Origin of the sequence: Amycolatopsis sp. NPDC049868, from assembly GCF_044461365.1 — a bacterium.
Taxonomy (GTDB): domain Bacteria; phylum Actinomycetota; class Actinomycetes; order Mycobacteriales; family Pseudonocardiaceae; genus Amycolatopsis.
Genome location: NZ_JBITKV010000003.1, coordinates 69,862 through 89,078, shown reverse-complemented (window position 1 = coordinate 89,078; position 19,217 = coordinate 69,862). Strand labels below are relative to the sequence as shown.

The window sequence follows — 19,217 nt, the reverse complement described above, 5'->3', positions numbered from 1 at the left end:
GGAGCATTCCTCCCGCCGGAAATTCGGATAAGGGGGCCGGTGGTGTCCTGGCAGGAAGAGCTGCGCAATCTGGACGAAGAGCTCGCATCTGGACGGCTCTCCGCGGACGATTACCGGCTCCGCCGCGACCAGGTGCTGTCCTCGGCGGTCGCGTACGGCGACCCCGCCCAGCAGCAGGTCCAGCAGCCCGGTCAGCAGCCGCAGCAGCAGTTCCAGCAGCAACAGCAGCCGCCCGCTCCGCAACAGCAGCAGGCGCCGCAGCAGCCCGGCCAGCCCAGCGCCGACTCGACGCAGATCATCGCGCCGGTGAACCAGCCGCAGAGCGGTGAGGGCGAGCGCACCCAGGTCGTCCCGAACTGGCAGCAACAGCAGGCGGATCCGAACCGCACCCAGGTCGTGCCTCCGGTGGCGTCGCCGCCGGGCGGTTTCCCGCAGCAGGGCCAGGCGTCCCCGGCCGGTGGCTTCCCCCAGCAGGGTCAGGCCTCGCCCGCGGGCGGTTTCCCGCAGCAGCACCAGGGCTACCAGCAGCAACAGCCGCAGCAGCAGGGCTGGACCGACAACAACGACGCCAGCCCGCCGTGGGGTGGCTCGGAATTCCCGCCGATCTCGCCGGTCGGCAGCACGGAGTGGGTCAAGCAGGGCCCCGAACTGTTCGAGGACAAGCCCAAGGGCAAGGGCGGCAAGATCGCGATCATCGCGATCGTGGCCGTCCTGGTCCTCGCCGGTCTGGGTGTCGGCGGGTACTTCGCCTTCTCCGGTGGCGGTGACACCCCGCCGGACCCGACGGCCGCGCCGCAGTCGTCCCAGCCGCAGCCCGCCCCGCCGTCGTCGACCAAGCCGAAGACGCCCGAAGAGCTGCTCTTCGAGAAGATCCCGGAGCAGTCCGGTGAAGAGGACTCGAAGAGCGGCGCGATCCCCGCGGCCCAGCTCGCCGAGATCACCGGCATGGAGAAGGCCGAGGCGGATCTGGTCATCGCCGCCGGCGTGAAGCAGGTCGCGTACCGCGGCTCGCAGAAGCAGCCGGACGAGACCGGCCCGCAGCCGGCGAAGATCTCGGTCACGGTCATCCCGCTGACCAGCCCCGGTGCCGCCGGCGACCTGGTCAAGCAGCTGCGCCAGTACCAGACGAGCAACGGGTTCGTGCAGATCACCGAGCCGCTGCCGGGTATGCCGCCGAAGCTGAACTTCCAGAAGAAGATCGACGGCGACAAGGGCACCTACCGCGGCACGTGGATCAGCGGCAACAACATCGTCCGCGTCGACATCCTGCAGAACCCGCTCGGCGGGGAAGAGGGTGAGAAGGCGTTGAGCGGCACGTACCAGCGTGCGGTGAAGAAGACGCTGGAAAACTACTCCGTCACCAGCTAACCGATGACCGCGGAGACGGCACGGCTGCTCACCACCCTGCTCTCCCTGGCCGAGGACACCGGTTCGCTGTCCGACGAGCTGCACTTCGCCGGATGGGACGCCGCCGAGCGCGTCCCGCTCGACCACGGTGCCGCGAACGTCCTCCGGGCGCTCGTGCTGCCGAAGGCGGCGAAGGTGCTGGAGGTCGGCGCCGGTTTCGGTGGGCTGACCAGGTATCTGGGCGAGGTCTCGGCGACGGTGCACGCCGTCGAGGCCGACCCGGTCCGCGCCGCCGCGGTGCGGTTCCGCACCCGTGACCTCGGCACGGTCTCGGTGCACGACCGGCCGCCCTCCGCTGGTTACGACCTCGTCGTGATCCAGCAGCCGTACGCGACGCGGGGGTTGGTGGAGTCGGTTCGCGAGCGGTTGTCGCCGATGGGTGCCGTCGTGGTGCTGACGTCTTCTCGCGGTGTCACCGGGACGCTCGCGGCCGCGGGCCTCGAAGTCCGGCGCGAGTTGCTCTGCTCCCCCGGGCACGAGGTCGCCCGCGCGGTCCGGAGCGAGCGGATCGACATCGAACTGCCCCGGCTGTCCGCGGCGATCACCGGTGGTCCCGCGAACGGCCTCGCCCTGCTCTGCGGTCCCGGTGCCGCCGCGCTCTGGCCCGCGTACCGGCTCGCGACCTACTTCAACACCGCCGAGCGCGCCGCGTTCGCGTGCACTCGCGCCGACGTCGTGCGCACCGGCGAGGGCGCCGAGGTCCGCCGCGTGCCGCTCATGCCGTCGCCGCCGGTCGCCGGGATCTCGGTCGGACCGTGCACGGACAAGGTGTACGACGCCCCGACGATGGTCGAAGTCCTGATCGACGAGCCGGAACGGGTCGCGGAGCTGCTCACCGGCTGGCGGGATCTCGTTCGCGAGGAGGCCGCTCGCGGAGTCGAGGCGCTCTGGGATCTGGTGCCGCACAACGTCCTCGTCGACGGTGCGACGCTGCGCCCGATCGACCTCGAGTGGCGGCACGCGGGCGCCGGGGTGCCCGAAGTGGTCGAGCGCGGAGTGCTGGTGCTGGCCGACAAACTCACCGACGCGGGCTGGTCCGCGGCGGCGGACGACGGGTCGATGCGCGATCTGGCGGGCTGGCTCGGTGTGCTGATCGGCCTCCATCCCTCCTTTGTGGACGGTGCGCTGGCGCGTGAGGCGGCCTTCTCCGCGATCGGCTCGTGCGGCACCGCGCACGGGACGGACGAAGTACGCGCGGCGATCGCCGGGATTTGGCGAACGCGCCTGGCGAGAACCGTCCACGAGTACCGTTCAACGAAGGTCGGCGCCGGTGTGGCGGCGAACGAAGACGAGGTAGCGAAGCGATGACGAGCCTGCATACCGCCGGCATTCTGACCCCGGACGGGCCGGTCGGGCACCTGTTCGAGCTCCGGGGCTGGACGACCGGGATCAGCCGGATCGGCGAGATGTCCGTGACCATCGCGGACGTCGAGGCGAACCTGTTCCCCGAGCCGTGCCCGGGCGCGCCCGAAGGCACCTTCGGCTGGCGTGCGGTCCCGGCCACCTTCGTGCCCGCAGGTGTCCAGGACGTCGTCGTCACCGGTCCGGCCGAGCGTGTGCTGAACCAGGCGACCGTCCACGTCGGAACGCTGCCGGGTGAAGAACCGCTGTGGCTGGGCGAACTCGAAGCGCCGAAGCAGGGCAAGGTCTCCGAAGGACACGTCGTCTACGTGACGGGTTGGGCCTTGCTGCAAGGGCGGGCGCCCAACTTGATCGAGGTCATGGTCGAGGGTGGCGGCACGGTCAGCGCGCGCACCCGGCTGCCGCGCAAGGACGTGCCCAAGGAGTTTCCCGGCTTCGACGACGCCGCTGTGAGCGGCTTCGAGGCCTGGGTGCCCATCGACCTCCCGTACGGCGAAGAGCGGACGCTGTCGCTTCGCGTCCGGTACCGCACCGAAGGCATCGGCGAGGTCGTGTCGGCGAAGCGCACCTTCACGCTTCGCAACCCCGTCGCGGACCTGGACGACGCCGAACTCGCCGACGAACTGGCAGGCGACACCGCCCGCGCGATGGCTCGGGTGAACATCCCGACCGACCCGAAGCATGTGCTGGTGTTCACGCACAGCCTCGGCGTCGGCGGCGGGCAGCTGTGGCTGCAGGAACTGCTGAGCCGGATCGTGACCGACCACGGCTGGCAGGTCAGCCTGGTCAGCGAGACCGACGGCCCGCTGCGCGCGGACTGCCACGAACTCGGTATCCCCGTGCACGTCACGACGCATTACCGGAACCAGACGGTGCCCGCGTACGAAGGACATGTCGCCGAGCTGGCGCGCTTCGCGAAGTGCTCCGGAGCAGGCGTCGCGCTCGTCAACACTCTCGGCGGCTTCGTCGGCGCCGACGCGGCGAAGCGCGCCGGGTTGCCGACGGCGTGGGTCATCCACGAGAGCTTCTCGCTGCCCGCGTTCGCCTACCAGAACTGGGGCCCGGTGAAACCGCCCGCCGCGGTTTGGCGGCGCTGGGAAAGCACCCTCGCCGAGGTCGACAAGCTGCTGTTCGTCGCGGACGCGACACGCGAGATGTTCCTGCCGTACAGCAAGCCGGAACGCTGCCGGACCGTCCGCTACGGCACGCCGATGCACAAGTTCGGCGGCCGGACGCGGTCGGAGACCCGGCAGCAGGCGCGCAACATGCTCGGCTACTCGCCGGACGACATCGTGCTGGTGAACATCGGCATCGCGGAATCCCGCAAGGGGCAGGCGCCGCTGATCTCGGCGATGGAGCGGATCCACAAGATCCACCCCGAGGCGAAGCTGTCCATCGTCGGCCTGCACCCGTCGCCGTACGGGCTGGCGATGGAGGAATCGGTCGAGCGCGCGGGACTGGAGAAGTCCGTCAGCCTGGTGCCGATCCAGCCGGATCCGCTGCGCTGGCTGCAGGCCGCGGACATCTTCGTGAACAGCTCCGACATCGAGTCGCTGCCGCGGTCGATCCTCGAAGCCGTCTGCTGTGGCGTCCCGGTCGCGGCGACCGACGTGTTCGGCGCGCGGGAGATGATCGTCGACGGCGAGACGGGCTGGCTGTTCGAGACCAACGACGTCGACGCGCTGACCGCGGCGTTGCTGCGCGCGCTGGGCACGTCGGCCACGCGCCGCCGCGAGATGGCCAAGGCCGCGCACGAGAAGCTGCTGCCGTGGCTCGACCCGGCGGGCTACGCGCGCGAGTACTCCGAAATCCTGACCGAACTGAGTGGGGGCGTTCATGTCTGACACCGACATTCCCGGCCGTGTCCAGGCCGAGCTGACCCGGCTCCGTGCCGAGCGGCAGGTCTTCACCGCCGAGCAGGACCGGCTGAAGGCGAAACTGGCCGAGACCGAGCAAGAGCTGCGCGAGGCCACCGCCGCCGCGCCGGACGAAGGCGAGTCGGCCGCCGTGGACCAGAGGCTCGCCTCGCAGCAGGAAGAACTCGACGTCGCCAAGGCGCGTCTGCGGGCGCTGGAGGCCGAGGTCCTGCTCGCCCACCAGCAGCGTGACTCGCTGCGCGCTGAGCTGAAGACCTGCCGCGAGGAGCGGGACAAGCTGCGGCTCGCGCTGCTCGACGCCGAGCTCGTGGTGTCGGCGGGCGTCGTCGACGCGGACGTCCTGCCCGGCGGCGAACCGTCGGCCGACCGGCAGCGGCTTCTCAACGCCGAACGGCTCGCCGCCGAGATGGCCAGGGAACTCGACGCCACGCGCCGCACCGTCAGCTGGCGGGTCACCGCTCCGCTGCGTGTCGTGCGGAAGAAGATGGACCGGCCGTGACCGAACTCTGCTTCGTCTCCGCCGAGGGCGGTTCCGCCTTCATGGAGGAGCTCCTGGAGGTGGTCGCCGACGCGGTGCGCACGGCGGGCGGCAAGGCCAGGACCGCGATCGGCACGTACCCCGAGGACAACGGCGACACGGTGTACGTCGTCGTCCCCCACGAGTACTTCGTGACCATCCCGGACGCCGAGTTCCCGACCGCCTCGCAATGCCGCCGCACCATCGGGTTCTGCGTGGAGCACCCCGGGACCGCGACCTTCGAGCGCAACGCCGAACTGCTGTCCATCCTGGGCGGCGCCGTCGACATCAACACCGATTCGACCGCCGAACTGCGGAGGCGCGGGATCGCCGTCGAGCATTTCCAGCTCGGCTACAGCCCGCTGTGGGATCTGTGGGGCGGCGACCTCGACAGTCCGCGCGACCTCGACGTCACCTACCTCGGCACGGCCGAACGGCGTCGTTCGGTGCTGCTCGGCTCGTACGCGCGGGACCTCGCGGCCCTGCGGACGCGGCTGCTGACCCCGCCGCACGAGCCGATGACCGCCGCCCGCGTCGATTTCCTGCCCGGCAAGGCGAAATTCGAGCACCTCGCGCGGTCGCGGTTCCTGCTGAACCTGCACCGTGAGCGGAAGCAGACCCTGGAGTGGGTGCGCACGCTCGAAGCGATGACCAACGGCTGCGTGGTGGTCAGCGAGACGTCCGTCGACGTCGAACCGCTGGTCCCCGGCGAGCATCTGGTCCTCGCGCGGCCGGAGGCGCTGGGCTCGGTCGTCGCCGCGCTCGCCGACGAGCCGGAACGGGAACGGCATCTGCGTTCGGCCGCCTACGGCTTCGTGAAGTCGCTGGACATGACGGCGTCCGCGCGGCGCTTGATCGAGCTGGCGTCCTCGCTGGGTTCGGCGCCCGCCGCGGACATCGCCCCGGCACGGGCGCTGGCGACGAGTCTGCGGAACCCGGAGGACGCGCTGGCGATCGACACCCCGTCGTTCGACGCGCGGTTCGCGGGCGACCGGTCCGCCGCCGGACCGGCTTCGGCACGCGGGACGGCGTTGTCGGCACGGATCGCGCAGCGCGCGGCAGGGGCCCGGCGGGTCGCCGAGCGAAGCTGGGAGCCGGCGGCGGCTTCGACGGCGGGCACCGCCGACGTCGACGTGCTGATCGTGCGCCGGACCGGCGAGGTCGACCCGGACGATCTCGCGAACGACCTGCTCACGGGCAGCGTGACACCGCGGCAGGTGCTGGTCGGCGAGGACGGTGTGCACCCGTGGCCGCGGCCGCGGCCGTACGACGTCCTGCTCCACGACACCCCGCTCGGCCGCGGGCTCACCCGGAACTCGCTGCTGGAGCGCTCGACGGCGTCGTGGCTGCTGGTGCTCGACGGCGGGATGCGGGCTTCGGAATTCCTGCTGGAGCGCCTGCTGGCCGCTTCGGAGGGTGCCGACGTCGTGCACTGCCCGGTCGCGGACCCGGTGGACGGCCTGGTCGGCGCCCTGCCGCCGGAGGAGCGGCGCCTGCGGACGCTGCCGTATCTGGGCAGCGGTTATCTGGTGCGGCGGTCGCTGGTCGACGAGTTCGGCGGGTGGAACACCGAGGTGCTGTTCGAAGGCCTGGAGGATCACCTGTTCTGGCGGCGGGTGGCCGCGGCGGCCCGGCCGACGACGCTGGTGCAGCAGGTGCTGCTGCGGCGGCTGCGCCCGGATCCGGACTCGCGGCCGATGGACCTCGACCCGCATCGGGTGTGGGCGGCCGTCGGCGCTCTGTAGGTCTCTCTCGTGCAATGAAAGTGTCTTTCCTTGCGAAATTTGCAAGGAAAGACACTTTCATTGCACGGGTAGTGGGCGTGGCGTTGGTCCGAAAGTGTGAGTTGGGCCGTGTCGGTGAACGTCCTCCCCCGCTGATGCGCCTTATGGGCAGAGCATCTGATGAGTTCGGATGCCGGCCGAGAAGGAGCAGCCATGGCCTGGGAAATCGCCCTGGTCGCCGCGCTGGCCGTCGTGTTCGTCATACGGCTCGCGCTTCAGCTGAGGCGCAGTTGACCTGATCTTGCGCACCCCGCGGCGCAGGGAGGAGATGAACGGGGCTTTCCCCGGGGAAAGCCCCGTTCACCCCGCCGCGATCCGCGGTATCCGCAGCTGCGGGATCCGCCGCCGCGCGGACGGGACCGGAGTGAGCGGCGGACCGTCCTCACGCAACCGCTTCTTCAAGTGGATCGTCTTGTAGCCGGTGCTCAAATACCCCTCGTTCTTCAGCTTCGCCATCTCGGCGTTGACCGACGCGGGCGAAGCGCCGATCGCGGAGGCGATGTCCGTGTGGTTCAGCCCCACGTCGATCACGACGCCCTCGTCACCGGGAACCCCGTAGAGCGCCTGCATCCTGGTCAGGAACGCGGTCAGCCTGCTCCGGACCTTGGCCGTCGCGAACCCCAGCGCGACGTTCCGCAGGCGCAGCCGGGCGGCCAGGTCCGCGGTGATCAGGGCCATCATCTCGTGATCGTCGTCGAGAAGGCCGCGGAAGGCGTTCCGCGGGATCTCCAGCGCGCGAACCGGTTTCGTGGCGATATACGAGAGGTGGCTCGGCCGTCCGGCCAGGCAATCCTCGACGCCGAGCACGTCACCGGCGCCGAGCAGGTCCACGATCATCGGCGGCGAGCCGCCCTGGGCCGCGCGCAGCGCCTTCACGTAGCCGGACCGCGGGATCAGCACCGGTGGCGCCGGGTCGCCCTGGTTGAGCAGTGTCGTGCCCGCCGCGTAATCCACGTGTTTGCCGAGGTCGAGCAGCCGGCGGAGCTGCCGTTCGGTGACCGCGGCCAGGAAGTCCCCGCCCATCAGCCGACCACCGGAAGCGGGTCAGGTGTCTTTGCCGTCAATAGTGACTCCCAGTGAGAGAAAAAGGTGAATCGAATTCTTGCCCGGCCGGGTGAGAATCACGTCGGGTAGGTGAAAACCGCCTTGCCGTTCAGCCGGAGACTAATGCTCAGCGCCATTGCGACAAAGCAACACCGAGCGAGCGGAACCCGTCCAGGGAGCGATTTCGCGACGGAAAGTAACGGTTGTTCGGTTCGACGGCAAGCAAAAAGATCACGCACCGTACACGATTACCAGAGCGGAATCCCGCGCGATACTTCCGCACTCGTCAGGAAATCAGGGTTAGCCGTACACCTGTCTGTTTTCGAATAAGCGATCGAAATCCCACCGGACTCCTGGTGGAGACGGAGAAGAGACACGAGTGCGGTTGGTGCACGTGCAGATGCACGGCCTAATCCAAGAGGTAGGGCGAGCCGGTCAGGCGACGGATTAACGGATTGTCGACGTTATGTCGTACCTGACGACTCCCCGTCACCGCCGCAGGTTTTTCGGCAATCTCAGCATTTTGGGGGAATCTCAGCCCCGGCGAGGACTGACCAGACCCGATTCGTAGGCGAGCACCACCAGCTGCGCCCGGTCCCGTGCCCCGATCTTGGTCATGATGCGGCTGACGTGGGTGCGCGCGGTGGCCGTCGAGATCACCAGATGCGCCGCGATCTCGTCGTTCGACATGCCGCCGGCCACCAGGCCGAGGACCTCGCGTTCGCGATCGGTGATCTCGCGGACGGCACTCACGTCGATCCGGCGATTTTCCGGGCGGTCGACGAACTCCGCGATCAGCCGCCGGGTCACGGTCGGCGCCAGCAGCGCCTCGCCCGCGGCCACCACCTTCAGCGCCCGCAGCAGCTCCACCGGATCGGTGTCCTTCAGCAGGAACCCGCTCGCTCCGGCGCGCAACGCCTCGTAGACGTACTCGTCGACGTCGAAAGTGGTCAGGACCAGGACCTTCACCCCGGCCAGCTCGGGATTCGCGGTGATCCGCCGCGTCGCTTCGAGCCCGTCGACGCCGGGCATCCGGACGTCCATCACGACGATGTCCGGCCGATACTCGACGGCGGCCGCGACCGCCTGCTCGCCGTCGCCCGCCTCGGCACAGACCTCGAAGCCGTCTTCGGTCTCCAGCAACACCCGGAAACCGGCGCGGACCAGCACCTGGTCGTCGGCGAGAACCACCCGGATCGTCATTCTTCCCCCTTGATGGGCAGGTCCACGCGAACCTGGAAGCCGCCGTTCACCACGGACGTCGTGAGCGCGCCGCCCAGTGCGGCCGCCCGTTCGGACATCCCGCGCAGCCCGTGCCCGGGCGCGGGTTCGACCGCGCCACGGCCATCGTCGCGGACGAGCAGCGTCAGCGCACCGGTTTTCCGCTCGAACCTGACGTCGACACCCCGCGCCTGGTTCGCGTGGCGGACCACGTTCGTCAGCGATTCCTGCAGGATCCGGTACGCGGCGCCGTCGACCGGGGCGGGCAGCTCCCCCGGCTCGCCGTCGACGCGGACGTCCAGCCCGGCGGCGCGGGCGTGCTCGAACAGTTCGTCGGCCTGGGCGAGGCTCGGCGCGGGCGCCTTGTCCTCCCCGGACCGCAGCACGGCCAACGTCGCACGAAGGTCCTTCAGCGCCGAAGCGCTCGCTTCCTTGATGTTCAGCAACGCCTCTTTCGCCTGCTCAGGACGTCTGTCGGCGACGTGCGCGGCGACCCCGGCCTGGACGTTGATCATCGCGAGGCTGTGCGCGACGACGTCATGCACCTCGCGGGCGATGGTGAGCCGCTCCTGCTCGGCCATCCGGTGCCGGTGCTCGTCGGCCTGCTCGCGGCGGGCCCGCGCGGCGGCCATCCCGTTGCGCACCGCCGTCCCGATCCCGACGACCGCGATCACCCAGACCAGGCCCAGCCCGGCCCGCAGGTCGAAGCCGTCGAGCCCGTGCCGGACGAACAGCGCGACACCCGCCACCGCCAGCAGCGCTCCGCCGGTACCGCCGGCGACGACCGGCCCGCGGATCTTGGTGAGCAGGAAGAGCGCGATGGTCGGCAGCACGATCGCCGGACCGCCCGGGTTGCCGGACGTGTAATAGCCGAGCGTCAGCGCGGAGGTGAGCAGGAAGATCGTCATCGGGAAGCGGTGGACGATCAGCAGCGGCACCGCGATGGCGACCAGCCACAGCACGCTGGACGTGGTCAGCTGCGGCGCGCCCGGCTGCCAGCGCGAGGCGCCGCTCGTGGCGCCGAGCACGAACCCCAGCGGCAGCACCACGCGCAGCACGCGGCCCACCCAGGGACTCCACGGATACCGTTCCTTCAGCAACACAGGACGAAGCTACCCGGGGCAGGGGCGTATCGCGTCCGTTGAAAAGCGGCTTCCCGGCTACGCCGCGTGCGGTAGCCGCCGCAGGAGTGCGACTTTCGTTTTTTTCGTTTTACTCTGAGCCGGACGCCCATCGGGAGCTCCGGCGGCTCGACGAGTTCATGATCTCGGCCTCGCCTGCCCATCAAGCGAAATTGGTGGGCCCGGACGGCAGCGAAGTGTCGCTTCCCGAGCAGGTCTATGACGTGCTTCGGGACGTCGTGAAGGCGATGTCCCAGGGCTTCGCCATAAACATCGCACCGTTGAACGCCGTCCTGACCACCCAGCAGGCGGCCGACATGCTCAACGTTTCCCGGCCGACGCTGGTCAAGTTGCTGGAATCCGGCGAGATCCCGTTCGAGAAACCGGGACGTCACCGGCGGGTCCTTCTCAGCGACCTGCTCGACTACCGGGCACGCTCTCGTGCGGAACGGCAAGGAATACTCGATGAGCTGACAGCTTCGGCGAGCCGGGACGGCAGCGATGACATCGTCGACGAGTTCGTCCAGACTCGCTAGCCGTGCCATTTCCCGCCTTCCTCGATGCTTGCGTACTCATTCCGATCCGGTTGACGGATCTGTTGCTGCGCCCGGCGGAGGCCGGCATGCGCTCAGCCTTCCCCGGATTCCGAGGTCACCGCCTTCAGTAAGGAATCACGTCGTCTGCTCGACCGCGGGTAACCGCCGCAGGACCGAAACCATCATCAGCACCCCGCCGGCCACCTGCACGGCCAGCACCGCCGCGTGCTCGGCGGATCCCATGGTGAGCGCGGCGAACAGGCCCCACGCCCCGGTGCCCGCCATCGCCCCGGCGCCGGTCCACACCAGCACCAGCCGCGGCCAGAACCGGCCTCGCGAAACGTTCGCCAGCGCGAGAACGGCGAGGACGGCGAGCACCGCGATCACGATGTCCTGGCCACGAGCGGCGATGCCGCCGGGACCGAAGGCCCAGATCGAGTGACCGGCCGCGCAGACGAGTGCGGCGACGATGCCGAGCACACCCGCCGCACCGATGGTCCCCGGCTTCACGGTGCCGGTGACGACGAACCACCAGCGATCCCGGGCGTAGAGCACGAACGCGGTCAGCAGCATGATCCCCTGCCAGGCGAATCCGCCGTAGACGACGGCCCAGACCCAGTTCTCCAGCGGCAGTTCGGCCGATTGCGCGGTCGTCAGATCGGCGACGATCACCGGGAGGTCGAGCACGATCGGCGCGAGCAGCCCGGTGCCGATCCAGATCGGGAACAGGACGAGCGGTGCGGGGATCCGGCGGCCCCAGGAGTAGGTGAACGCCAGCGCGAGGATCACCGCGACGACGTCCATCCCGCCGGTGACCAGGTTCGCGAACAACATCAGGTCTGAGTCCACAAAGGACGGATCACGGAGGCCTAGGCTGCCTCCGGTCACCCAGGACGCCTTCAATGCCAGGTACGGCAAAGTGCCGAGGATCGCCGCGTAGCAGACGATCAGGCGGACGCTGGAGATCTTGGGTGGAGCCATCGCTACGGTCATGCGTCTCAGCGTCGGCGTTCACGCCGCGGAAAGACTCCCTCGCGAGCCTGGTCCGCCTCCCCCTTCAGAAGGAGCTGGGCAGTTTCGCCGCGGTCTCCTCGTCCGCCGGGGTCAGCGTCGCCAGGGAGATCTCGGAACGCCGCCCGAGGTACAGGTACGAGAATTCGAACCGCAGCAGGCCGACGTCCGGGTGCAGGTATCGCTTGAGCACGATCCGTTCGGTGGAGACGTCGTGCTCCTTCCACATCCGTTCGAAGAGCTCGGACTCCTGCCGCAGCCGCTTGACCAGGTTCTTCCACGCCGGCTCGGCGAGGTGTTCGGCCATCGCGGCGCGGAAACCGGCGACCACCCGGGGCAGGTTGAGTTCCCAGTCCGGGAGCCTGCGTCGCCACTCGGGATTGGTCAGGCACTGGATCAGCGTGTTGCGCTCCTCGAACGGGATGTCGTCGAGGCCGCCCATCAGCCAGTCGTAAGCGCGGTTGTAGGCGAGGATGTCGCACCGCGCGTTGCGCACGCAGACCGGGAACGGCTCCAGCTTGTTCATCATCCGGTGGATGTTCTGGCTGAGGAGCTTGCAGTCCTTCTCCAACGGCGGTTCGGGCGCGCCGGCGAGGGTGAACAGATGCGTGTGTTCGTACGGGTCGAGCCGCAGGGTGCGGGAGATCGCGTCCAGCACCTGCTCGGACGCGTTGATGTCGCGGCCCTGTTCGAGCCACGTGTACCAGGTGACCCCGACCCCGGCCAGCTGCGCGACCTCTTCGCGGCGCAGTCCCGGCGTGCGGCGCCTGCCGCTGATCGGCAGGCCCACCTGGTCCGGGGTGATGCGCTCGCGGCGGCTGCGCAGGAACGCGGCCAGTTCGTGCCGTCGCACCTCGGCCACTCGCGAATCGACGGTCATGGTCACCTCATCAGGTTCGCAAAGCTCGGAGCCGGTTACCAGGTAGTGGCGGTACCAGGATAAACACACTCCTGGTACCAGGGTCGCGGTCGGCTGATCGTGGTACCCATGACTTCGACGCAAGTTCCGGCGACGCCCGCGCGCGTCACCGCCGGACCGGCCCTGACCTCGGCGGGTCTGGTCACCGTGCTGCTGGGGGCGGCACTTCCGCTCATCGACTTCTTCATCGTCAACATCGCCCTGCCCGCGATCGGTTCGGACCTCCGCACGTCGTCGGCCACCTTGGAACTGGTGGTCGCGGCCTACGGGATCGCCTACGCCGTCCTGCTCGTCGTCGGCGGACGGCTCGGTGACGCCTTCGGCCGCCGCAAGCTGTTCCTGATCGGACTGACCGCGTTCACGGTCACCTCCCTGCTCTGCGGGATCGCACCGACGGCGTTGACGCTGGTGCTGGCACGGGCCGCGCAGGGGGCGGCCGCCGCGCTGATGCTGCCGCAGGTGCTTTCGATCATCCAGGCGACGACGACCGGCGAACGCCGCTCCAAGGCTCTCGGCCTCTACGGTGCGACAGCGGGGCTTTCGATGGTGCTGGGCCAGTTCCTCGGCGGGGCGCTGGTCGCCGCCGATCTCTGGGGTACCGGCTGGCGGCCGATCTTCCTGGTCAACGTGCCCGTCGGGATCGCCGGGCTGGTGGTCGCGCGGCGGCTGATCCCGGAGAGCCGTTCGCGGAACCCGATCGGCGTCGACCGTCCCGGCACGGTCTTCCTGGCGATCGCGCTGGTGTCGCTGCTGCTCCCGCTGGCGGAAGGACCGGTACTGGGCTGGCCACTGTGGACGATCGCGCTGCTCGTGGTGTTCCCGTTCGCCGCGGCCGGGTTCGTCCATGTCGAGCGCCGGATGGAACGCCAAGGGGGCGTCCCGCTGCTGCCGCCTTCGGTGATGCGGATGCCGAGTGTGCGCCAGGGCCTGCTGGTCGGGGTGCCGTTCTTCGTCGGATTCAGCGCGTTCATGTTCGTGTTCGCGGTGACGCTGCAGGACGGCCTGCACCTGGGACCGTTCGGTTCCGGCCTGGTGACGGCGCCGCTTTCGCTCGCCTTCTTCGCGATGTGCCTGGTCAGCAGCCGCCTCGTGACGCGGTTCGGCCAGCGGGTCGTGGCCGCCGGTCTCTCGGTGCAGCTGCTCGGGCTGCTGGTGCTGATCGGGACCGTGCTGCTGGAATGGCCGAACCTGGGCGTGCTCGACTTCGCGCCGGGGATGCTGCTGTGCGGTCTCGGCCAGGGACTGGCGATGACGACGGTGTTCCGGATCGTGTTGTCGAAGGTGCCGCCGGAGATCGCCGGGGTCGGCAGCGGGATGCTGACGACGTCGCAGCAGGCCGCGATGGCGCTGGGCGTGGCGACCCTGGGGACGTTGTTCGCCTCCGCCGGTGCCGGGCCGCTCGGGATGAAGGGCGCGTTCGCGCTGGTCATCGGCATTCAGGCGGTGCTGACGGTCGGCGTGATCACGGTCGCGCGACGGCTGCCGGACCCGCGTGCCTGAGAAAGTTCGATTTCACCCGTCGGAGTTCCGGCTCCCCGAGCGACGATGGGGATGTGACGGAACCACGGGTGCATCGGGACCCGGCCTTCGCGCTGCTGTCTCTGTACGAGACGGCGTTGCCGGAGGTCTACGGGTACCTGCTGTCCCGATGCGGTGATCGCACCCTCGCCGAGGAACTGACGTCGGAGACGTTCCTCGGCGCGGTGAGGGCCTGTCGCAAGGAGTTCGCACCGCCGGTGAGCACCGGGTGGCTGATCGGCGTCGCCCGGCACAAACTCGCCGATCACTGGCGGCGCAAGGAACGCGAGGAACGCGGGCTGCGGCTCGTCCACGAGGAGGAGTACACCGATCCGTGGGACGAACGGCTGGACGCGCTTCTGGCGCGCGAGGTGCTCGCGTCGCTCGGGGCGCATCATCAAGCCGCGTTGACACTTCGCTACGTCGACGGCCTCCCGGTCCCGGAGGTCGCCGATCATCTCGAGCGCACGGTGCACGCCACGGAGGCGTTGCTCGTGCGGGCCCGTGCCGCGTTCCGGCGTGCTTACCAGGAGAAGGAGGGTCGCGATGCCTGATCCGTTCGACGCGCTTCGCGCGCCCTCGCAGCCTGTCGAGCCTGACCCGCTCTTCGCCGCCGAACTGCGCGACAACCTTCGTCGCGCCGTCCTGAACGGAGCCGAGATGACCGAAACACTCACCACCACCGATGCCGAAGTCCGCTCTTTGACGCCGTACCTCGTGGTGACGGACGCCCGCGCCGCGCTCGACTTCTATGTCGAGGTCTTCGGGGCGCGACGGCGGTCCGATCCGGTCGTGATGGAGGACGGCCGCGTCGGGCACGCGGAACTGGCCATCGGGGACAGCGTGCTGATGTTCGCGGAGGAATTCCCCGAACTGGGCATCGTCGTGGCACCCGCCGGAGGCCCGCTGATCCGGGTCGAGGTCGCGGACGTGCACGCATCGGCCGCGCGAGCCGTGGAGCTGGGCGGGGAACTACGACGTCCCGTCGCGGACGAAGGCCACGGGCTGAGCGGGGAGATCAAGGACCCGTACGGCCAGCGGTGGCTCCTCGCGCAGGCGGCACCTCGGCCCGCTTCCGGCGCTTCGCCGATCCGGCACGGCGAAGCGGGCTACTTCACCTTCCAGGTCCCGGACGACGAACGCGCGAAGGCGTTCTACGGCGCCGTCCTGGGCTGGCAGTTCTCGCCCGGACGGGTCGAAGGCGGCTGGGGTGTCGAGGGTTCCGGCCTGCAGGGCGGACTCTGGGGTGGCCCGGGGCGGCAGGTGGGCTGGAAGGTCATGTACGCCGTCGACGATCTCGCCGCCGCCCTCGACCGGGTCCGGGCGCACGGCGGCCAGGCAGGCGAAACCGAAGAGCAGCCCTACGGTTTGAGCGCCGACTGCGTGGACGACCAGGGCATCGAATTCTGGCTCTGGGAACAGCCGCGCTCGTGACCTCAGCGACCGGCGGCGTAACCCTGCATGCCGCGCGCGTTGGCGGCGGCGCGAAGCACGCCGCCGGACCGCGACACGGCCGAAAGCCGCCCGAGCGCCCAAGGTCCCGCGTCGACGACGGCGTGTCCACGCGCGGCGAGAGCGTCCATTGTGGACTTACCGAGCCGTGACTCGACCACCAGTTCCCGCGGCGTCCACGAACGCGGATAGAACGAACTCGGGAACGCGGTGGTGTGCCACGCCGGAGAGTCGATCGACTCCTGCAGGTTCAGCCCGCCGAGCGTGTGCGCCAGCCAGAAACACAGCTGCCACTGGTCCTGCTGGTCGCCGCCGGGAGTCCCGAACGCGAGCACCGGCTCGCCGTCACGCAGGCCCATCGACGGCGAAAGCGTGATCCGCGGCCGCTTCCCCGGCGCGAGCGAGTTCGGCAAACCCTGTTCCAGCCAGAACATCTGCCCACGCGAGTCGAGACAGAAGCCGAGTTCCGGGATCGTCGGGCTCGACTGCAGCCAGCCACCCGACGGCGTCACCGAGACCATGTTCCCCGCCGCGTCGACGACGTCGATGTGCACGGTGTCACCGCGGGTCTCGCCCAGCGGCCCGACCGTCGGCTCCCCCGTCGCACCGGAACCGGATTCCAGTCCGCGCAGCCTTTCGAGGATCGCGGGCAGCCGCGGCGAAGGGCCGCCGGGCCGGAGTTCGGCGGACGCTTCGTCGGTGATCAGGGCCCGGCGGGCGTCCGCGTACTCGCGGGAGATCAGCAGCTCGATCGGCACCTCCGGTGAGTCGCCGTACCACGCCTCACGATCCGCGAACGCCAGCTTCGCCGCCTCGACGGCCAGGTGCACCGTGCGTTCCGTCGGAATCCCGTCCACATAGGACAGTTCGTCGCGCAGGCCGTCCAGCAGCCGCGCCTGCTGCAGCAGCGCCGGGCCTTGCGTCCAGGCGCCCATCTTCACCAGGCCCCAGTCGCCGAAGTCGACCTGCAGCGCGTCCTCGTACGTCGCTTCCCAGCCGGCGATGTCCTCGCCGGTGAGGAGACCGGCGTGATCGCGGCCGGAGTCGTCACGGAAAGCCTTGCGGCTGAACGCCTCGATCGCTTCGGCGACGAAGCCTTGCGACCACGCGCGGCGTCCGGCGTCGATCTGCGCCTCGCGGCCGCTGACCGCCTCGGCCTCGGCGAGCAGCCGCTCCCAGGTGTCCGCGAGCGCCGGATTGCGGTGCAACCCCTCCGCGGGCTTACCGTCCGGCAACCAGAGCGCCGCGGACGTCGGCCAATGCTCGGTGAAGAGGTCCTGGACCGCGCGGATCGTGTCACCGACCCGGCTGACCAGCGGAATCCCGTTACGCGCATAGGAGATCGCGTAGCCGAGGACATCGCGCAACGACTTCGTGCCGTGATCCCGCAGGAGCAGCAACCAGCCGTCCCATGCGCCCGGGACGGTCGCCGGAAGCAGGCCGCTGCCGGGGATCAGATCGAGCCCCAGATCCGCGAAGTATTCGGGCGTCGCGGCCGCGGGCGAGACCCCCTGACCCGCGAGGACCCTCGGGGTCCGATCCGCCGCGGTGACGAAGATGCCGGGGACCTGCCCCGCCGGGCCGCACAGATGCGGCTCGGCGATCTGCAGGACGAACCCGGCCGCCACCGCCGCGTCGAAGGCGTTGCCGCCGTCTTCCAGCACCGCCATCCCGGTGGCCGAGGCCAGCCAGTGCGTCGATGCCACCATGCCATGGGTGCCGGCCAGTTCCGGCCTGGTCGTGAACACGACGGTGATACTACGCTTTGCTAACTACTTTTTCAGTCCCAGTAGTTGAAGAGGGCCTCGCCGAGGTTGTCAGGTCGCCAGTACCTGACGTCGTCTTCATCGACCCAAGGCCACTCGGCCTGGTCAAGCGGCCCCTCCAGCTCGGCACGAGTGAAGACCCGGCAAGCGGGGAGAAGCTCCTTCAGCACGGCCAGCAAGCCCGGCTCGTCGACGAAGGTGAGCGAACCGGATTCCACCGGCGTCGCGGCGATGCCGAGCCCGTGCCAGGTCGCGTTCTTGCCCCAGTCCCGCGTCCACAGCACGGCGACGGTGCGGTGGGGATAAGCGATGTGGCACTGGTCGAAATTCGGCGCGTAATAGGAGTACTGGAACTCCTTCACGGCACCGGCCGTCCTCCGGGCAGCCTCATAGCAGGCCCGGCGGAATTCCTTCTGGTCCATCACCCGCCGAAACTATCCCCGCGCGGCCACCGGGGCGTCATAGTTTTCCAGCGTCGCCGCGTTCGCCGCCCGCGAAGTGATCCACGTGAACACCTTCGTCATCGGCCGCGAACCCAGGATCCGGTACAGGAAGTTCCGGTAGCCGACCATGAACCGCGTCTTCGGCGCGAGGAAGGTGCCGATGCCGGCCGCCTGCTTCTGCGAGACCTTCACCGGACCGCGCAATTTCTCTTCGTACCGGGCGAAAGCGACCTCGTGGTCTCCGTGCGCGGCGGCGAGTTCCCCCGCCAGGACGTACGCGCCCATCATCGCGAGCCCGGTGCCCGAACCGCCCGGCCCCGCGCACCAGGCGGCGTCGCCGAGCAGCACGATCCGGCCCCGCGACCACTTGTCGAGGTGGATCTGGCTGAGCGAATCGAAGTACAGCGTGCCGGCATCACCGAGGCCTTCCAGCAGCGTCGGGATTTCCCAGCCGAAGTCGGCGTAGCGCTCGGCGAGGACCTTCTTCTGCGCCTCGACATCGCGACGACGCACCTCCAGCGACTCCGACGCGAAGACGAAGCTGACGTTGAGAGCCGAGCGATCGCGACCGCTGGCGACCATGACCGTGCGGCCGGGGACGCTGCAGATCTGGCCGAGGTGATCCAGGCCGAGGTGATTGGGCGCGCTGAACCCCGCGGTGTGGAAACCGAGGTCGGCGCGGAACAGCTCTTCGTCGCCGAACGTCAGCCGCCGCACACCCGAGTGCAGCCCGTCCGCGCCGACGACCAGGTCGAATCTGCGTGACTCGCCGTGCGCGAAACCGACGTCGACGCCGTCCGAGAGCTCGTCCAGCCCGGTGATCCAGTCGCCGAAGATGTACTCGACGTCGTCTTTCGTGTGGTCGTAGAGGATGCGCGTCAGATCTCCGCGCTCGATCTCGACTTCGCCGCTGAAGAAGACCGACGGCATCTGGGCGACCTTCTTGCCCTGCGGATCGACGATGACCTGCGCGCCCATCGCGGTTTCCTTCGCGCGGATGTCGTCGAGGATTCCCATGCGCTTCAGCAGCGTCATCTGCTCGCCGCGGAAGTCGACCGCGCTACCGCCTTCGCGCAGGGCCGGAGCGCGTTCGACGACGGTCGGCGCGAAACCGCGCTTCCGCAGCCAGAAGGCGAGGGCCGGACCCGCGATGCCGGCGCCGGAGATCAGAACGGTGGTCGTCATGGCTGCTCCCTGGGGTTCGTGGTGACGGGAACGGTACGGCAGATTTGCACGCTT

General features: G+C 69.4%; 17 protein-coding genes. 9 read left to right on the top strand and 8 right to left on the bottom strand.

Annotation, left to right across the window (positions count from 1 at the left end; translation table 11 throughout):
• Positions 1 to 39 precede the first annotated feature (39 nt).
• From fliL to ACIBTM_RS13775, 5 genes are read left to right on the top strand one after another with little or no spacing between them, the layout of a single operon-like run.
• Entirely contained in the window at positions 40 to 1,368 is a 1,329-nt protein-coding gene (gene fliL / locus ACIBTM_RS13795; protein WP_395876867.1) for a flagellar basal body-associated protein FliL, read from the top strand.
• A gap of 3 nt (positions 1,369 to 1,371) precedes the next feature.
• Positions 1,372 to 2,715, top strand: coding sequence for a methyltransferase (locus ACIBTM_RS13790; RefSeq protein WP_395876866.1), 1,344 nt, complete (start codon positions 1,372 to 1,374; stop codon positions 2,713 to 2,715).
• Positions 2,712 to 4,613 (top strand): glycosyltransferase family 4 protein, encoded by a 1,902-nt coding sequence (locus ACIBTM_RS13785; RefSeq protein WP_395876865.1) that lies wholly within the window; start codon positions 2,712 to 2,714, stop codon positions 4,611 to 4,613. The genes ACIBTM_RS13790 and ACIBTM_RS13785 overlap by 4 nt, the downstream gene beginning before the upstream one ends.
• The gene (locus ACIBTM_RS13780; RefSeq protein WP_395876864.1) at positions 4,606 to 5,145 is read left to right on the top strand and encodes a hypothetical protein; all 540 of its coding nucleotides are present in this window, start codon (positions 4,606 to 4,608) and stop codon (positions 5,143 to 5,145) included. Before ACIBTM_RS13785 ends, ACIBTM_RS13780 begins: the two co-directional genes overlap by 8 nt.
• Positions 5,142 to 6,908: a glycosyltransferase gene (locus ACIBTM_RS13775; protein WP_395876863.1), complete on the top strand. Its 1,767-nt coding sequence runs from the start codon at positions 5,142 to 5,144 to the stop codon at positions 6,906 to 6,908. Before ACIBTM_RS13780 ends, ACIBTM_RS13775 begins: the two co-directional genes overlap by 4 nt.
• A 339-nt stretch (positions 6,909 to 7,247) precedes the next feature.
• Here ACIBTM_RS13775 and ACIBTM_RS13770 read toward each other — a convergent pair whose 3' ends face one another.
• From ACIBTM_RS13770 to ACIBTM_RS13760, 3 genes are all read right to left on the bottom strand, one after another.
• Positions 7,248 to 7,970, bottom strand: a complete 723-nt coding sequence (locus tag ACIBTM_RS13770; RefSeq protein WP_395876862.1) for a Crp/Fnr family transcriptional regulator — start codon at positions 7,968 to 7,970, stop codon at positions 7,248 to 7,250.
• Positions 7,971 to 8,525: 555 nt separating this feature from the next.
• Positions 8,526 to 9,194, bottom strand: a complete 669-nt coding sequence (locus ACIBTM_RS13765) for a response regulator (RefSeq protein WP_395876861.1) — start codon at positions 9,192 to 9,194, stop codon at positions 8,526 to 8,528.
• Positions 9,191 to 10,315: a sensor histidine kinase gene (locus ACIBTM_RS13760; RefSeq protein ID WP_395876860.1), complete on the bottom strand. Its 1,125-nt coding sequence runs from the start codon at positions 10,313 to 10,315 to the stop codon at positions 9,191 to 9,193. Before ACIBTM_RS13760 ends, ACIBTM_RS13765 begins: the two co-directional genes overlap by 4 nt.
• Positions 10,316 to 10,401: 86 nt before the next feature.
• Here ACIBTM_RS13760 and ACIBTM_RS13755 point away from each other — a divergent pair, with 86 nt between their 5' ends.
• On the top strand, positions 10,402 to 10,869 hold the full coding sequence (locus ACIBTM_RS13755; protein ID WP_395876859.1) for a helix-turn-helix domain-containing protein: 468 nt from the start codon (positions 10,402 to 10,404) through the stop codon (positions 10,867 to 10,869).
• 135 nt (positions 10,870 to 11,004) lie between these two features.
• Here ACIBTM_RS13755 and ACIBTM_RS13750 read toward each other — a convergent pair whose 3' ends face one another.
• A complete protein-coding gene (locus tag ACIBTM_RS13750; protein WP_395876858.1) occupies positions 11,005 to 11,862 on the bottom strand; it encodes a hypothetical protein in 858 nt (285 codons plus the stop codon).
• A gap of 64 nt (positions 11,863 to 11,926) precedes the next feature.
• On the bottom strand, positions 11,927 to 12,760 hold the full coding sequence (locus ACIBTM_RS13745) for a helix-turn-helix transcriptional regulator (RefSeq protein WP_125731480.1): 834 nt from the start codon (positions 12,758 to 12,760) through the stop codon (positions 11,927 to 11,929).
• Between the two features lie 108 nt (positions 12,761 to 12,868).
• Between ACIBTM_RS13745 and ACIBTM_RS13740 the strand changes: the two genes are divergently transcribed.
• Genes ACIBTM_RS13740 through ACIBTM_RS13730 form a run of 3 tightly spaced genes read left to right on the top strand, consistent with a single transcriptional unit; the run spans position 12,869 to position 15,751 of the window.
• A complete protein-coding gene (locus ACIBTM_RS13740) occupies positions 12,869 to 14,299 on the top strand; it encodes an MFS transporter (RefSeq protein ID WP_395876857.1) in 1,431 nt (476 codons plus the stop codon).
• Between the two features lie 53 nt (positions 14,300 to 14,352).
• On the top strand, positions 14,353 to 14,871 hold the full coding sequence (locus ACIBTM_RS13735) for an RNA polymerase sigma factor (RefSeq protein ID WP_395876856.1): 519 nt from the start codon (positions 14,353 to 14,355) through the stop codon (positions 14,869 to 14,871).
• Entirely contained in the window at positions 14,864 to 15,751 is an 888-nt protein-coding gene (locus tag ACIBTM_RS13730) for a VOC family protein (protein WP_395876855.1), read from the top strand. The genes ACIBTM_RS13735 and ACIBTM_RS13730 overlap by 8 nt, the downstream gene beginning before the upstream one ends.
• A gap of 2 nt (positions 15,752 to 15,753) precedes the next feature.
• Here ACIBTM_RS13730 and ACIBTM_RS13725 read toward each other — a convergent pair whose 3' ends face one another.
• The 3 genes from ACIBTM_RS13725 to ACIBTM_RS13715 are packed head-to-tail and all read right to left on the bottom strand — an operon-like array spanning position 15,754 to position 19,163.
• Entirely contained in the window at positions 15,754 to 17,517 is a 1,764-nt protein-coding gene (locus ACIBTM_RS13725) for a gamma-glutamyltransferase family protein (protein ID WP_395876854.1), read from the bottom strand.
• 32 nt (positions 17,518 to 17,549) lie between these two features.
• Positions 17,550 to 17,957, bottom strand: coding sequence for a hypothetical protein (locus tag ACIBTM_RS13720; RefSeq protein WP_395878054.1), 408 nt, complete (start codon positions 17,955 to 17,957; stop codon positions 17,550 to 17,552).
• A gap of 12 nt (positions 17,958 to 17,969) precedes the next feature.
• Positions 17,970 to 19,163 (bottom strand): FAD-dependent monooxygenase, encoded by a 1,194-nt coding sequence (locus ACIBTM_RS13715; RefSeq protein ID WP_395876853.1) that lies wholly within the window; start codon positions 19,161 to 19,163, stop codon positions 17,970 to 17,972.
• Positions 19,164 to 19,217 lie beyond the last annotated feature (54 nt).

What these genes read in the sequence shown, in the direction of transcription:
- ACIBTM_RS13745 (WP_125731480.1), bottom strand. Translation starts at nt 12,760, where the DNA reads ATGACCGTCGATTCGCGAGTGGCCGAGGTGCGACGGCACGAACTGGCC.
- ACIBTM_RS13765 (WP_395876861.1), bottom strand. Translation starts at nt 9,194, where the DNA reads ATGACGATCCGGGTGGTTCTCGCCGACGACCAGGTGCTGGTCCGCGCC.
- ACIBTM_RS13720 (WP_395878054.1), bottom strand. Translation starts at nt 17,957, where the DNA reads ATGGACCAGAAGGAATTCCGCCGGGCCTGCTATGAGGCTGCCCGGAGG.
- ACIBTM_RS13790 (WP_395876866.1), top strand. Translation starts at nt 1,372, where the DNA reads ATGACCGCGGAGACGGCACGGCTGCTCACCACCCTGCTCTCCCTGGCC.
- ACIBTM_RS13785 (WP_395876865.1), top strand. Translation starts at nt 2,712, where the DNA reads ATGACGAGCCTGCATACCGCCGGCATTCTGACCCCGGACGGGCCGGTC.
- ACIBTM_RS13715 (WP_395876853.1), bottom strand. Translation starts at nt 19,163, where the DNA reads ATGACGACCACCGTTCTGATCTCCGGCGCCGGCATCGCGGGTCCGGCC.
- ACIBTM_RS13770 (WP_395876862.1), bottom strand. Translation starts at nt 7,970, where the DNA reads ATGGGCGGGGACTTCCTGGCCGCGGTCACCGAACGGCAGCTCCGCCGG.
- ACIBTM_RS13740 (WP_395876857.1), top strand. Translation starts at nt 12,869, where the DNA reads ATGACTTCGACGCAAGTTCCGGCGACGCCCGCGCGCGTCACCGCCGGA.
- ACIBTM_RS13750 (WP_395876858.1), bottom strand. Translation starts at nt 11,862, where the DNA reads ATGACCGTAGCGATGGCTCCACCCAAGATCTCCAGCGTCCGCCTGATC.
- ACIBTM_RS13730 (WP_395876855.1), top strand. Translation starts at nt 14,864, where the DNA reads ATGCCTGATCCGTTCGACGCGCTTCGCGCGCCCTCGCAGCCTGTCGAG.
- ACIBTM_RS13780 (WP_395876864.1), top strand. Translation starts at nt 4,606, where the DNA reads ATGTCTGACACCGACATTCCCGGCCGTGTCCAGGCCGAGCTGACCCGG.